We start from the raw sequence: 14129 nt of genomic DNA on the forward strand, positions 1-14129 counted from the left end.
TCTTATCCTCTTTTCCATCTTGTACCTTGTGCGGTATCTTCTAAAATAATATTACGTTCTTTTAAATCATCGCGAATTTGATCAGATAATGCGAAATCACGATTTTTACGAGCTTCAATACGCTTTTGGATAAGCGCCTCAATTTCCTCATCAAGCAATTCTTCTTTTGCTAATTCTAATCCTAAAATATCGAATAATGTTTCAAGTTGTTTCACGTATGCTTCAATTACAACTTTAGAAGTATGTTCTTCTAATAAATATTGATTTGCGTGATTTGCTACATTATATAATTCAGTAATCGCATTAGCAGTATTGAAGTCATCATCCATTGCTTCTTCAAATGCAGCCTGGAATTTTTCCATCTCAGCTAACCATTTCTCATTATGATCTGTTAAATTCGCGCTACTTTCCATACGATGCTTTAAGTTACCGTAAGCTGTTTTAATTCTTTCTAGCCCGTTATTCGTACTTTGTAATAACTCTTCACTAAAGTTAATTGGATGACGGTAATGTACTGATAGCATAAAGAATCTAATTAACTGTGGATCATATTGCTTAATGATATCGTGAACTAAAATGAAGTTTCCAAGTGACTTAGACATCTTCTCATTATCAATATTAATATATCCATTATGCATCCAGTAACGTGCAAATGTTTTTCCAGTCAACGCCTCGGACTGCGCAATTTCATTTTCATGATGAGGAAATGCTAAGTCTTGACCACCAGCATGAATGTCAATTGTATCCCCTAAGTACTTACGTGCCATCGCTGAGCATTCAATATGCCACCCTGGACGTCCTTTCCCCCAAGGGCTTTCCCAGAAGATTTCTCCCTCTTTTGCAGCTTTCCATAAAGCAAAGTCAAGAGGGTCTTGTTTCTTTTCTCCTACTTCAATACGTGCACCATGACGTAAATCAGCGATTGGCTGATGCGATAATTTACCGTAACCTTCGAATTCTTTCGTTCTAAAGTACACATCACCTTCTGATTCATATGCATACCCTTTATTCACAAGTTCTTGAATAAATTCAATAATAATATCCATATTTTCTGTTACACGCGGATGAACTGTTGCATGTTTGCAACCTAGTGCGGTTACATCTTCAAAATATGCTTCAACGAAACGGTCAGCAATTGTCGGTACATCTTCACCTAATTCATTTGCTGCTTTAATTAATTTATCATCTACGTCAGTAAAGTTAGATACATACTGCACTTCGTACCCTTTGTATTCTAAATAACGGCGTACTGTATCGAACACCATAGGGGGTCTCGCATTCCCAATATGGATGTAGTTATATACTGTAGGACCGCAAACATACATCTTTACCTTATTTTCTTCTAATGGAATAAACTCTTCCTTTTGACGTGTTAGCGTATTATAAATGTGAATAGTCATTTTTATCCTTCCTTTCTACCTTTACTTCAAGTTGCTTTTTCAATTTATCAAGTTCTGCTTCCATAACCTTTAATTTATCAAAAATCGGATCCGGAAGATCGGAATGATTTAACTCTTGACCAATCTTCACTCCATTTTGAATAACGACTCGGCCAGGTATACCTACAACTGTAGAATGCGCAGGGACTTCTTTTAATACAACGGATCCTGCTCCAATTTTAGAATTCTCTCCAACAGTAATTGAGCCTAGTACTTTAGCACCTGTTGCAATTAATACATTATCCTGAATTGTAGGGTGCCTCTTTCCCTTTTCTTTTCCCGTACCACCTAATGTAACACCTTGATAAATTGTTACATTATCACCAATCTCACACGTTTCTCCAATTACAACCCCCATTCCATGGTCAATGAAAAAATGACGACCAATTGTTGCTCCTGGATGAATCTCAATGCCAGTAAAAAACCGACTAACTTGTGAAATCCAACGTGCAATAAAAAAGAAATTCTTTTTATAAAAAGCATGTGCAATTCGATGGGCCCAAACTGCATGTAATCCAGAGTAAGTCAAAATGACTTCGAAATAACTTCGTGCCGCTGGATCCTGTTCAAAAACGACTTCAATATCTTCCCGAAGCCTCTTAAACATCGATGTCCCCTCCCCTTTATGGGCTGCTTTTTCGAGTGAACTAACTCCCTTAACTCCCCACTTATCCTCTAAATCTTTATACAAGGAGATCAAACTTATACTTATACCGACTTTTACGGTATAAAAAAAGACGCCTCTGTCATATTGACAGAGACGCCTTTTAAGCGCGGTTCCACTCTGTTTAGGCTAATAAAAAAGCCTCAAACTCATCCATGATAACGGTGTACACCGCTTCTGCTTACTTTACGCCCTAAGACATTTCACGAAACAATTCGTTGTTCAGCAGAAGACTCGAAGGGGCATTTCAAAAATCCGCTTATAAACCACTTCCAGCCTAAAGGTGGTTCTCTCTGTAAAAAGCCTGATTTTCTACTTCTCCTTCTCGTCGCTTTTCCTTATTAGATTTTAAGTATACTTATTATATTTCTAAACCTAGAAAATGTTAACCAATTACTTTTTGAAGACGATTTAAAACTTTTTCTTTCCCAAGAAGTGCAATCGCATTAGGAAGCTCTGGACCATGTGTTTGACCAGTAGTAGCAACACGGATTGGCATAAATAAGTTTTTACCTTTATGCCCTGTTTCCTTTTGAACTGCTTTAATAGCTGCCTTAATCGCTGCAGGCTCCATCGCTTCTAGAGCTTCTATTTGACCAGCAAATGCACGAAGTACTTCAGGTACCTGTTCACCATTTAATACTTCTTGTCCTTCTTCTTCATAATCAACATGATCTTTAAAGAACATTTCAGAAAGCTCTACGATTTCAGCTCCGAAACTCATTTGGTCATGATATAAAGCAATTACATCACGAATCCAAGCTTGTTCTTGTTCACTTAAAGTTTCGCCCACACGTCCAGCTTTCACTAAATGCGGTAAACTTAACTCTACAACCGTATCTAAATCTTGCTTTTTCATATACTGGTTGTTCATCCATTTTAATTTTTGAGAATCAAATAATGCAGGTGATTTTGATAAACGAGCTGCATCGAAAATTTTGATGAACTCATCTTTAGAGAAGATCTCTTCTTCTCCTACCGGCGACCAACCTAGTAGTGCAATAAAGTTAAAGATTGCTTCTGGAAGATATCCTAGCTCTTTATATTGCTCAATAAATTGAATAATAGATTCATCACGTTTACTTAACTTTTTACGGCTTTCGTTAACAATTAGGGTCATATGACCGAATTGTGGGATGTCCCAACCGAAAGCTTCATAAATCATCATTTGTTTTGGCGTATTTGAAATATGATCATCGCCACGAAGCACATGTGTAATCTCCATTAAGTGATCATCTACTGCTACCGCAAAGTTATAAGTTGGAATTCCATCTTTTTTCACGATAACAAAATCACCGAAATCATTTGAATGGAATGCAACTTCATCTTTTACGATGTCTTTGAATGTGTAATCACGATCAGCTGGTACACGGAAACGAATACTTGGAATACGTCCCTCAGCTTCAAATTCTTTCATTTGTTCTTCAGTTAAATCACGATGGTTACCTGCATAACGAGGTGTTTCACCACGAGAAATTTGTCCTTCACGCTCTGCTTCCAGCTCTTCTTCTGTCATATAACATTTGTAAGCTAAACCACGCTCTAATAAATCTAGATATAATTTTTTATAAATATCTAAACGCTCTGTTTGACGATATGGTCCGAATTCACCACCAACATCAACACCTTCATCCCAGTCCATACCGAGCCATTTCAAGTATTTTAATTGGCTTTCTTCTCCACCTGCAACATTACGTTTTACATCAGTATCTTCAATACGAATAATAAACTTACCATCTTGATGACGAGCAAATAAATAATTAAATAATGCCGTACGCGCATTTCCGATATGTAAGTGTCCTGTTGGACTTGGCGCATAGCGCACTCTCACTTGCTTTTCCATAATTGGTACACCTTCCATTCTTAATGTCAACACATTCTATAATTGTACAACAAAAAAATGTGATTATCCATCTTACGAATTAAAAACCATTATTTTTTCTGTAATAATACCACTGCTTGAGAAGCAATTCCTTCTTCTCTACCTGTAAATCCTAATTTTTCTGTTGTTGTTGCCTTTACATTAATGTTATCTATAGACGTTTCTAACAGTTCACTAATACGTTTACGCATACTTTCAATATGCGGTGCCATTTTTGGCTTTTGAGCAATAATTGTACAATCTAGGTTTCCTAGCTCGTAACCTTGTTCGCGTACAAATTCCCAAACCTTTTGTAGTAATATAGCTGAATCTGCATCTTTAAAGGCAGGATCAGTATCAGGAAAATGCTTTCCAATATCTCCTGCTGCAATTGCTCCTAGACATGCGTCAGCAATCGTATGTAACAATACATCCGCATCTGAGTGACCGATTAATCCCTTCTCATGAGGAATTGTAATTCCGCCGATAATTAACGGTCTACCTTCCGCAAATTCATGTACATCAAAACCTTGTCCAATTCGAAACATTCTTTACATCCTCCTTGAGCTAAACTACTGAGCTTTATGACTCTATATTATATCGATATCCTTACAAAGAAAAGCCCGGCTATTGCCGAGCTTTCCTTTGTTATACACCATCACGGCTATTTTTTCTGAACATGAAGGAAACTTTCAGCAATTAGTAAATCCTCTGGAGTCGTCACTTTAATATTATAGTAACTCCCCTCTACTACACCTACTTGCTTACCAATGCGTTCTACGAGACTTGCATCATCTGTACCAAGAAAACAGCTCTGTTTTGCACTTCTATGAGCTTCTAACAAAAGCGAAACAGAGAACCCTTGCGGTGTTTGTACAGCCTTAAGCTGAGATCGTTCTACCGTTTCGACAACAACACCTTGCTCTACTTTCTTCACTGTATCCTTTACTGGCACTGCACAAATGGAAGCCCCATATTTTTCTGCTGCTGTTAATACATCTTGAATCACTTTATTCGTTACGAATGGGCGCGCTCCGTCATGCACAAGAACGTATTCCACATCACTTGCATGCTGAATCGCGTTATATACACTATCTTGTCTTTCAGCCCCACCTTGAATAAATTGCACCTGTTTTTCAATCGGATACTTCTGCATTAATTCTTCAAAATACGGGCGTTCCTCTTCGTTAATTGCCATAACAATACTTTTGCACGCCTTATCTCTTTCAAAAGCACGTAATGTATGCACGATAATCGGTACTTCATTTATAAGTAAGAACAACTTATTTTTGCCAGCACCCATCCGCTTTCCTTGACCGGCTGCCGGAATAATTAATGTATACATATTAATAATCCTCTACCTATAATGCTTTTTCTAATAATTTACGTTTTGCGAAAATCATACGACCAGCCGATGTTTGTAATACGCTAGTAACTAGTACATTAAGTTGCGAGCCTACATACTCTCTACCATCTTCTACTACAATCATCGTACCATCATCTAAGTACGCAACACCTTGGTTTTGCTCTTTACCATCTTTCACAACATAAACACTTAATTCTTCGCCAGGGAGTACAACTGGTTTAATTGCATTAGCTAAATCATTAATGTTTAACACCGTTACTCCTTGTAATTCAGAAACTTTATTTAAGTTAAAATCATTTGTTACTACAGTTCCACCGGTGATTTTAGCTAACTTTACAAGTTTGCTATCCACCTCTTGGATATCCTCGAAATCGCCTTCATAAATTTCTACCGGAATCGGCATCTCTTTTTGAATACGATTTAAAATGTCTAGTCCTCTGCGACCACGATTACGCTTTAAAGCATCGGAGGAGTCGGCAATATGCTGAAGCTCTTCTAATACGAATTGTGGAATTACAATTGTTCCTTCTAAAAACTTCGTTTGGCAAATATCAGCAATACGTCCATCAATAATTACACTCGTATCGAGAATTTTCCAATGAACCGTAGATTTTTCTACCTCTATCTCTTCGTTCTCACTATTGTTTTTCTTCTTACCTCCGCGTTGGGGTAATGTAAATAATCCTAGCAATTCATTCCTCTTTTTAAATCCTACTTGGAATCCTAAATATCCAAGTAAAAGAGTAAAGAACACTTGCAATACTGTGCTAATAACCGGAATTGTAAATTCACGAATTGGTATTAAAATTAAATATGCAACAATGAGACCAGAGATTAAACCTAATGTACCAAATAAAACATCTGCTACAGGCGCCTTTACAAGAGCCTCTTCAATATGCTTAATAAGTTGAACAATATAATCTACAAGCCAAAATGTTGTTAAAAATAAAATAATTGCACCAATAATTGCACGAACATACGATCCTTCCAATAAAGGAACAGCACCGATGTCTAATACATTAATAACTTTTGGGATTAAGTAAATCCCTAACGCTCCCCCAATTACTAGAAAGAAGAGCTGTACGATCCGTTTTAACATCCAACCACCTCCTACTCATTATTAACCATTGTTTCGCTAATCAAAACGCCGAATGCAAAAGCGGACGTGTTTTTTTATAAATAGTTTTATTTACCAATATATCATATCATATACCAAAAATGTTCTAGTGTCGTTATATTATGGAATCAATGTAATATTCTTAATTGTGTCTACTCATATAGAGATGCTCTTGAATTCTTTTTAAGCCTTCTCGTATTTTCTTCGCCCTTACTTCTCCAATTCCTTCCACATCATCCAATTCATGAATAGTCGCGCGACAAACACCTTGCAACGTTTTGAATCGATTAATTAAATTTTCAATGATAAGTGGCGGAACACGAGAGATTTTGCTTGTGATTCGATATCCCCTTGGCGTCACACTTTCTTCTAAACTCGTTTGCCCTGGGTAGCCAAGTAATTTTACTAAATCACTATCCTCTAAAAGTTGTGTATTTGCAAGGTCCTGCAACTTTTTCAAAATTTGATGATGGTCTTGTGTTTTTTCTTGGTGATAATCTTTGATTAATAATGCTGCCTCTGCCTCTAAATCAGCTAGTAGTTCTGTAAGTTGTAAACGGATTAACCTACCTTCTGTTCCTAGCTCATGAATATAGCTCAATATTTCATTTTTAATACGCAGTACCATTTCAACACTATGTAAAACGTGAACGACCTCGGACATTGTAACGACCTCTTCAAATTCTAGAATGCCCAAATTCGTAATACCATCATTCCATACAGCCTTATATTTTTCTAACGTTTGAATAGCTTGATTTGCCTTTGTTAAAATAACCCCTATATCTTTTAGTGTATAACGTAAGTTCCCTTGATATAGCGTAATTACGTTACGTCTTTGTGAAATAGCTACAACAAGGCTACCAGTCTGCTTCGCTACACGTTCTGCTGTTCGGTGACGCATGCCTGTTTCAATAGAATCAATAGATGCCTCTGGAACTAACTGTGCATTTGCTATTAAAATTTTACTTCCCGTTTCATTTAAAATAAGTGCCCCGTCCATTTTTGCTAATTCATATAAACTAGCAGGAGAGAATGCACAATTAATGTGAAAACCGCCATCAACAATACTTTTAATCTGCTCATTATATCCAAGAACAATTAGTCCCCCTGTTTGTGCGCGAAGTACATTATCTATCCCTTCGCGCAGTGGTGTCCCTGGGGCCACGAGCTGTAAAATATTAATCATACTTTTGACACGTTGCTTATTTTCTTCCATAGCCTAGCCTCCTAATGTCAAACGAAGCGCTTCTCCTAAATTAGAAACACCTACAACCTCAATCCCATCTGGAATTGTCCATCCTCCTAAGTTTTTTCTAGGAATAATAACACGTTGAAATCCTAATTTAGCCGCTTCTTGTACACGTTGTTCGATTCTTGATACTCTTCTTATTTCTCCAGTTAATCCTACTTCTCCTATTACTGCATCGGTTGGTGCCGTAGATTTATCCCTAAAACTTGAGGCTATACTTAAAGCCACTGCTAAATCAATTGCCGGTTCATCTAATTTCAAACCACCAGCTACTTTTAAATATGCATCTTGATTTTGCAATAGTAAGCCTGTTCTTTTTTCTAATACTGCCATAATAAGCGAAACACGGTTATGATCAATTCCCGTCGCCATTCTTCGAGGATTTCCAAAACTAGTAGGGGAGATTAAAGCTTGTATTTCTACTAAAACCGGTCTTGTTCCTTCCATTGAAGCAACTACTGTTGACCCTGCAACACCAACCGGCCTTTCCTCAAGGAAGATTTCAGAAGGATTTAAAACTTCCGCAAGACCAAGCTCTTTCATTTCAAAGATACCCATTTCATTCGTGGAACCAAAACGGTTCTTCACAGCTCGTAAAATACGATACGTATGGTGTCGATCTCCCTCAAAGTAGAGAACTGCATCGACCATATGTTCTAACATACGAGGTCCTGCAATTGCTCCTTCTTTTGTCACATGCCCGACGATGAAAATAGGGATTCCTTTTGTTTTTGCAAGTTTCATTAATTCCGCTGTACATTCACGTACTTGCGCCACACTTCCTGGTGCTGACGTCACTTCAGGTAAATGTATCGTTTGAATAGAATCAATAACAACAAAAGCTGGATTCATTTCTTCAATATGTGCTGCAATACGCTGCAGGTCTGTCTCTGCTACAACAAATAGATTGCTACCCTTTACATGCAAACGATCTGCACGAAGTTTAATCTGCTTTGCCGACTCCTCACCCGATATGTATAATACATCATATGAAGAATCTGCTAATTGCGATGAAATCTGTAATAGTAATGTTGATTTTCCAATCCCAGGGTCTCCACCAATAAGTACTAAGGACCCATCTACAATTCCGCCACCAAGCACACGGTTAAACTCTTGAAATTCCGTTTCAATACGTGCCTCAGACTTTGTTTCTACTTCAGTAAGACGTCTTGGTTTTGTTACTTCCGTTTGAATTGCATTCGCGTAATTAAGGCGCCTTGATGATACAACTGGTTCCATCTCTTCAACAAGTGTATTCCATTGACCACATCCGGGACATTTACCCATATATTTCGGTGACTGATAACCACATTCTTGACATATAAATTTCGTTTTCTTTTTAACCATACCTTTTTATAGTTCACTTCACTTTCGTCTATAAACGTTTATCCTTCTCGTACAAGAAAGAGGGCTATCGCGTAGCCCTCTTTGTTTGTCTATACTTATTTTACCTTTTCCGCACTATGAATGACAAATGATTCTCCTTCTACATCAAAGATAACTTTTTGTCCTTTCTCAATAGCACCTTTTAAAAGTTCTTCAGATAGTCTATCTTCTACATGCTTCTGAATTGCCCTACGAAGCGGACGAGCACCGTACTCACGATCAAATCCTTTATCAGCAATAGCAGAAATTGCCCCTTCTGTTAATTGCAATTCGATTTCTTGTTCTTTTAAGCGATTCACTAACTGATTTACCATAAGAGTTACTATTTCTTGAATATGTTTTTTCTCAAGCATATGGAATACGATAATTTCATCAATACGGTTTAAGAATTCTGGACGAAATGCTTTTTTCAGTTCATCCATTACTTTACCTTTCATATCCGAATAATCGCGGCTCTCATCTTGTACGTTAAATCCAAGATACTTATTACGTTTTAATGCATCTGCCCCAACGTTAGATGTCATAATAACAATTGTATTACGGAAATCTACTGTACGTCCTTTAGAATCGGTTAAACGACCATCTTCTAATACTTGTAGTAAAATATTAAACACATCCGGATGAGCTTTCTCTACCTCATCTAATAAGACAACTGAATATGGCTTGCGACGAACTTTCTCTGTTAATTGTCCACCTTCTTCATATCCAACATATCCTGGAGGAGAACCAACTAAACGGGAAGTAGAATGCTTCTCCATGTACTCTGACATATCGATGCGAATCATTGCATCTTCATCACCGAACATAGATTCTGCTAGTGCTCTTGCAAGTTCTGTTTTACCTACACCTGTTGGCCCTAAGAAAATAAATGAACCAATTGGGCGCTTCGGATCTTTTAATCCTGCTCTCGCACGACGAACAGCTTTTGCTACAGCTACTACCGCTTCATCTTGACCAATTAAACGATCATGAAGAATGGATTCTAAGTTTAATAATTTATCAGTCTCTGTTTGTGCAAGTTTAGAAACTGGGATACGCGTCCATGTAGAAACGACATTTGCAATATCTTCTACCGTAACCTCTGAATTTTCTTTTCCTTGTTGCTCTTTCCATTGACGTTTTGTATCTTCTAACTTCTCTCGTAAGCGTTGTTCCATATCACGTAAAGATGCAGCCTTTTCAAATTCTTGACTTTGTACAGCCGCATCTTTTTCTTTTCGAATCTCCTCAAGCTTCACTTCAAGCTCTTTTAAGTTTGGTGGTGTTGTATAAGAACGTAAGCGAACTTTTGAAGCAGCTTCATCAATTAAATCAATTGCTTTATCCGGTAAAAAGCGATCTGTAATATAACGATCTGAAAGTTTTACAGCTGCATCAATAGCGTCATCTGTAATAGATACACGGTGATGCGCCTCATAACGGTCACGTAAACCTTTCAAGATTTGAATCGATTCTTCTAAACTTGGCTCATCAACATGAATTGGTTGAAAACGTCTTTCTAAAGCCGCGTCTTTTTCAATATATTTGCGATACTCATCTAAAGTTGTCGCCCCAATACATTGTAACTCTCCTCGTGCTAAAGATGGTTTTAAAATATTCGATGCATCGATTGCACCTTCTGCTCCACCGGCACCAATTAATGTATGAAGCTCATCAATAAATAGAATAATATTGCCTGCTTGGCGAATTTCATCCATCACTTTCTTTAAACGGTCTTCAAATTCACCGCGATATTTCGTTCCAGCTACTACTGTACCCATGTCTAGTGTCATAACACGTTTATCTCTTAAAGTTTCAGGAACTTCATTATTTACAATTTGCTGTGCTAATCCTTCTGCAATTGCCGTTTTACCTACACCAGGCTCACCGATTAATACTGGGTTGTTTTTCGTTCTACGGCTTAACACCTCAATTACACGTTGAATTTCTTTACCACGTCCAATAACAGGGTCTAAGCGATTTTCACGTGCAACAACTGTTAAGTCCCTTGCTAAACTGTCAAGTGTCGGTGTATTTGCATTTGTTGCTGAACCACCTTGATGACCTGAACTAGCTTCATTACTTCCAAGAAGTTGTAACACTTGTTGTCTCGCTTTATTTAAACTTACACCTAAATTATTTAAAACACGTGCCGCTACACCTTCACCTTCACGGATTAAACCGAGTAAAATGTGTTCTGTTCCAACGTAAGAATGGCCTAGCTTACGCGCTTCATCCATAGATAATTCAATAACCTTTTTAGCACGAGGTGTATAATGTACAGTTTGAGAAGCTTCTGTTCCACGCCCAATTAACGCTTCTACTTCTTTTTGAACTTTCTCTGGACTTAATCCAAGAGCAATTAACGCTTTTGCTGCAATTCCTTCACCTTCGCGTACAAGCCCAAGTAAAATATGTTCTGTTCCAATATTATTATGCCCAATACGAATTGCTTCCTCTTGAGATAAAGCTAATACTTTCTGTGCTCTTTCTGTAAATCTTCCAAACATCATAGAAATCGCCTCCTACTTGCGCTTAGTTTTTTTCAATACGTAATCGCTCACGGATTAAGGTTGATCTTCGATAATCTCTTTCTTCTGGCCCTAAAGGTCCTCCCGCGTATTGTTGTAAAATGCCCGGTTGAGTAAGAACCATTAACTCCGTCAAAATATTTCTCGATATACCTTTTATATATCCTAGATCAATACCAAGTCGTACATCTGATAAGCAATTAGCAGCTTCTGCAGATTGAATTAAACGACTGTTTGCTAGTATGCCGTAAGAACGATAAACCTTATCTTCAAGTTCAATACTTGAATTTTGTACAATTAATTCTCTAGCCATTTTTTCTTGCTGTATAATTTGTTGAATGACACCTTTTAAATCTGCAATAATATCTTCTTCAGACTTTCCTAGCGTCATTTGATTTGACACTTGAAATATATTACCTAACGCTTCGCTACCTTCACCGTATATTCCTCTTACTACTAACCCTAATTTTTGAATTACTTGTATAATACGGCTAATTCTTTTTGTTAAAACCAGTCCCGGTAAATGAATCATCACAGAAGCTCTTAACCCTGTGCCAACATTAGTAGGACAGCTTGTAATATATCCAAGTGATTCATCAAAAGCGTATTCAACTTCTTTCTCAATCCAATTATCTATTTGATTGGCGCTTTGAAGCGCCTCTGATAACTGTAATCCTGAAAATAGGCACTGAATCCGAATATGGTCTTCTTCATTAAGCATAACACTAATATGTTCACTTTCTGATAGTAAACATGCTCCATATTCTGTCCCTGCAAGATTTGGACTAATTAAATGCTTTTCGACTAAAACTCTCCTTTGAAGAGGGGTTAATTCATTCATCTTTAATAGTCCAAACTCCCCAAAGGACCCTACTGCTTTATTTATAAATTTCTTTTTAAATAATTCATGAATCTGTTTAGCTTCTTCTTCGTTTTGCATAGTAGAAAATTGATATTGTTTAAAATTACGAGCCAAACGAATTCGACTACTTAAAACAATATCAGAATCAGGGCCATCCCCCTTCATCCATGGACTAATCGCTTCATTCATAATTTTGTCCAGTGACATAGAACTATTCCCCCTCTCTATGCTCACTAAGATGTATTTCAAGACCTCGAATCTTATCTCTTACCTCTGCAGCTTTCTCAAATTCCTCTTTCTGTACGCATTGTTTCAGAATGAGTTTTAGTTCATCTAATTCTTTCTTTAAGTGGATATTTCCTTCTATACGTTCCGGAATTTTTCCACAATGATCTGTATGCCCACCATGAAGACGTTTTAATAGTGGCTTTAAATGCTCCTTAAATGTATCGTAGCAAGAAGAACAGCCAAAACGTCCCACTTTTGTAAATTGTTCATATGTCATCTTACAATCTGGGCATCTTACTATATTTGCATTTGAAAATCCATTTTTTCCTTCTTCAAACATTGTTGATTCACCGTGTAATAAACCAGCAAATAAATCATGAAATGAAAAGTTAGACTGCGATGATTGAAAGAAAGACGTATAGCCACTTTGCTCTGCACATTGCTCACAAAGATGAACTTCCGCCTTCTTCTCGTTAATTACTTTTGTATAATGTAAAGTCGCTGGTCTTATATTACAGTTTTGACAAGTCATCACTATCCCCACCTTTACAACAGGAACGCTCTATCTCATGATACTTTTCATACATTACTAGATTGTTCGCTTTCCTGAATCCGTTTAAATAAAAGTGCATGTTCTTTTTCAAAACTTCTACAACATTTAACTGCTTTATCTTAGTCATCATTCTTTTATAAAAGCTATATTTATTTATATTTCAGTGTTCTTAACATTGCGCATAATATTCGAGCCCTAAGTTCATCTCGAGAAGGAACATCCATTGATAATACAGAACGATCTATTACGCTTAACATCAGTTTCGCTTCACGATTTGTTATGATTCCCTCTTCTATTAAACGTATAATCATGCTTTCTGCATTCCCTTGCGCAACACTATGATCAATCATATGAAGCATTTGATCAATAATGTCTATATCGTCATGCAGTTTGACTTTTATAATGCGAATGTAACCTCCTCCACCACGTTTACTTTCTACTACAAATCCTCTTTCTAACGTAAAACGGGTATTGATTACATAATTGATTTGAGATGGTACGCACTCGAACCGATCCGCAATCTCATTTCTCTTAATTTCAATCACATTATTATTGCTTAAGTCAATAACTTGCTTTAGATATTGCTCAATGATATCAGATATATTTCTCATTTATCCGCCACCTTTATTGACTTTGACTATCTTTGACTTTAATTATATACGTATTAATAAAATTTGCAACTCTTTTGCTTATTCACTATCCTAGCCACATTCTCCTGTATTTAATCAAAATATTAATACTTTAAACACATTTTTTTATTACTATGGATTATAAAATAAAACACGAAAAAACACGAGTCATTTGACTCGTGTTTTAGTTGCTTGGCGACGTCCTACTCTCACAGGGACAAGGTCCCAACTACCATCGGCGCTAGAGAGCTTAACTTCCGTGTTC

At 37.0% G+C, this 14129-nt stretch carries 12 protein-coding genes and 1 other annotated feature; all 12 genes read right to left on the minus strand.

Features of this window, described 5'->3' with window-relative positions; translation table 11 throughout:
• Nucleotides 1-2: 2 nt before the first annotated feature.
• The 12 genes from cysS to ctsR all read right to left on the minus strand — a co-directional run bounded on the left by cysS (nucleotide 3) and on the right by ctsR (nucleotide 13846).
• Nucleotides 3-1400, minus strand: coding sequence for a cysteine--tRNA ligase (cysS, locus tag G9F74_RS24155; RefSeq protein WP_000152262.1), 1398 nt, complete (start codon nucleotides 1398-1400; stop codon nucleotides 3-5).
• Nucleotides 1381-2046, minus strand: coding sequence for a serine O-acetyltransferase (cysE, locus tag G9F74_RS24160; protein ID WP_000476498.1), 666 nt, complete (start codon nucleotides 2044-2046; stop codon nucleotides 1381-1383). Before cysE ends, cysS begins: the two co-directional genes overlap by 20 nt.
• Before the next feature lie 146 nt (nucleotides 2047-2192).
• Nucleotides 2193-2441: a binding site (T-box leader), on the minus strand.
• A 47-nt stretch (nucleotides 2442-2488) separates the two neighbouring features.
• Nucleotides 2489-3946 (minus strand): glutamate--tRNA ligase, encoded by a 1458-nt coding sequence (gene gltX, locus G9F74_RS24165; protein WP_016107361.1) that lies wholly within the window; start codon nucleotides 3944-3946, stop codon nucleotides 2489-2491.
• Nucleotides 3947-4035: 89 nt separating this feature from the next.
• On the minus strand, nucleotides 4036-4512 hold the full coding sequence (gene ispF / locus G9F74_RS24170) for a 2-C-methyl-D-erythritol 2,4-cyclodiphosphate synthase (protein WP_000488380.1): 477 nt from the start codon (nucleotides 4510-4512) through the stop codon (nucleotides 4036-4038).
• A gap of 116 nt (nucleotides 4513-4628) precedes the next feature.
• Nucleotides 4629-5309, minus strand: coding sequence for a 2-C-methyl-D-erythritol 4-phosphate cytidylyltransferase (gene ispD, locus G9F74_RS24175; RefSeq protein WP_000288308.1), 681 nt, complete (start codon nucleotides 5307-5309; stop codon nucleotides 4629-4631).
• A 16-nt stretch (nucleotides 5310-5325) separates the two neighbouring features.
• Nucleotides 5326-6429, minus strand: coding sequence for a PIN/TRAM domain-containing protein (locus G9F74_RS24180; protein ID WP_016107360.1), 1104 nt, complete (start codon nucleotides 6427-6429; stop codon nucleotides 5326-5328).
• A gap of 160 nt (nucleotides 6430-6589) precedes the next feature.
• Complete coding sequence (gene disA, locus G9F74_RS24185) at nucleotides 6590-7663, minus strand: DNA integrity scanning diadenylate cyclase DisA (RefSeq protein ID WP_000392164.1); 1074 nt, start codon at nucleotides 7661-7663, stop codon at nucleotides 6590-6592.
• Between the two features lie 3 nt (nucleotides 7664-7666).
• Complete coding sequence (radA, locus tag G9F74_RS24190; protein WP_016107359.1) at nucleotides 7667-9043, minus strand: DNA repair protein RadA; 1377 nt, start codon at nucleotides 9041-9043, stop codon at nucleotides 7667-7669.
• 95 nt (nucleotides 9044-9138) lie between these two features.
• Complete coding sequence (gene clpC / locus G9F74_RS24195; protein WP_000971171.1) at nucleotides 9139-11574, minus strand: ATP-dependent protease ATP-binding subunit ClpC; 2436 nt, start codon at nucleotides 11572-11574, stop codon at nucleotides 9139-9141.
• Nucleotides 11575-11596: 22 nt separating this feature from the next.
• Nucleotides 11597-12661, minus strand: a complete 1065-nt coding sequence (gene mcsB, locus G9F74_RS24200) for a protein-arginine kinase McsB (RefSeq protein WP_000050835.1) — start codon at nucleotides 12659-12661, stop codon at nucleotides 11597-11599.
• 4 nt (nucleotides 12662-12665) lie between these two features.
• Complete coding sequence (mcsA, locus tag G9F74_RS24205; RefSeq protein WP_000128388.1) at nucleotides 12666-13214, minus strand: protein-arginine kinase activator protein McsA; 549 nt, start codon at nucleotides 13212-13214, stop codon at nucleotides 12666-12668.
• A 170-nt stretch (nucleotides 13215-13384) separates the two neighbouring features.
• Complete coding sequence (gene ctsR / locus G9F74_RS24210; protein WP_001244560.1) at nucleotides 13385-13846, minus strand: transcriptional regulator CtsR; 462 nt, start codon at nucleotides 13844-13846, stop codon at nucleotides 13385-13387.
• Nucleotides 13847-14129: the final 283 nt, after the last annotated feature.

The sequence above is a fragment of the Bacillus sp. EKM202B genome, assembly GCF_011066025.1.
GTDB classification, from domain to species: Bacteria; Bacillota; Bacilli; order Bacillales; family Bacillaceae_G; genus Bacillus_A; species Bacillus_A toyonensis.

What these genes read in the sequence shown, in the direction of transcription:
- G9F74_RS24180 (WP_016107360.1), bottom strand. Translation starts at nt 6,429, where the DNA reads ATGTTAAAACGGATCGTACAGCTCTTCTTTCTAGTAATTGGGGGAGCG.
- clpC (WP_000971171.1), bottom strand. Translation starts at nt 11,574, where the DNA reads ATGATGTTTGGAAGATTTACAGAAAGAGCACAGAAAGTATTAGCTTTA.
- radA (WP_016107359.1), bottom strand. Translation starts at nt 9,043, where the DNA reads ATGGTTAAAAAGAAAACGAAATTTATATGTCAAGAATGTGGTTATCAG.
- gltX (WP_016107361.1), bottom strand. Translation starts at nt 3,946, where the DNA reads ATGGAAAAGCAAGTGAGAGTGCGCTATGCGCCAAGTCCAACAGGACAC.
- ispD (WP_000288308.1), bottom strand. Translation starts at nt 5,309, where the DNA reads ATGTATACATTAATTATTCCGGCAGCCGGTCAAGGAAAGCGGATGGGT.
- disA (WP_000392164.1), bottom strand. Translation starts at nt 7,663, where the DNA reads ATGGAAGAAAATAAGCAACGTGTCAAAAGTATGATTAATATTTTACAG.
- cysE (WP_000476498.1), bottom strand. Translation starts at nt 2,046, where the DNA reads ATGTTTAAGAGGCTTCGGGAAGATATTGAAGTCGTTTTTGAACAGGAT.
- ispF (WP_000488380.1), bottom strand. Translation starts at nt 4,512, where the DNA reads ATGTTTCGAATTGGACAAGGTTTTGATGTACATGAATTTGCGGAAGGT.
- mcsA (WP_000128388.1), bottom strand. Translation starts at nt 13,214, where the DNA reads ATGACTTGTCAAAACTGTAATATAAGACCAGCGACTTTACATTATACA.
- cysS (WP_000152262.1), bottom strand. Translation starts at nt 1,400, where the DNA reads ATGACTATTCACATTTATAATACGCTAACACGTCAAAAGGAAGAGTTT.
- ctsR (WP_001244560.1), bottom strand. Translation starts at nt 13,846, where the DNA reads ATGAGAAATATATCTGATATCATTGAGCAATATCTAAAGCAAGTTATT.
- mcsB (WP_000050835.1), bottom strand. Translation starts at nt 12,661, where the DNA reads ATGTCACTGGACAAAATTATGAATGAAGCGATTAGTCCATGGATGAAG.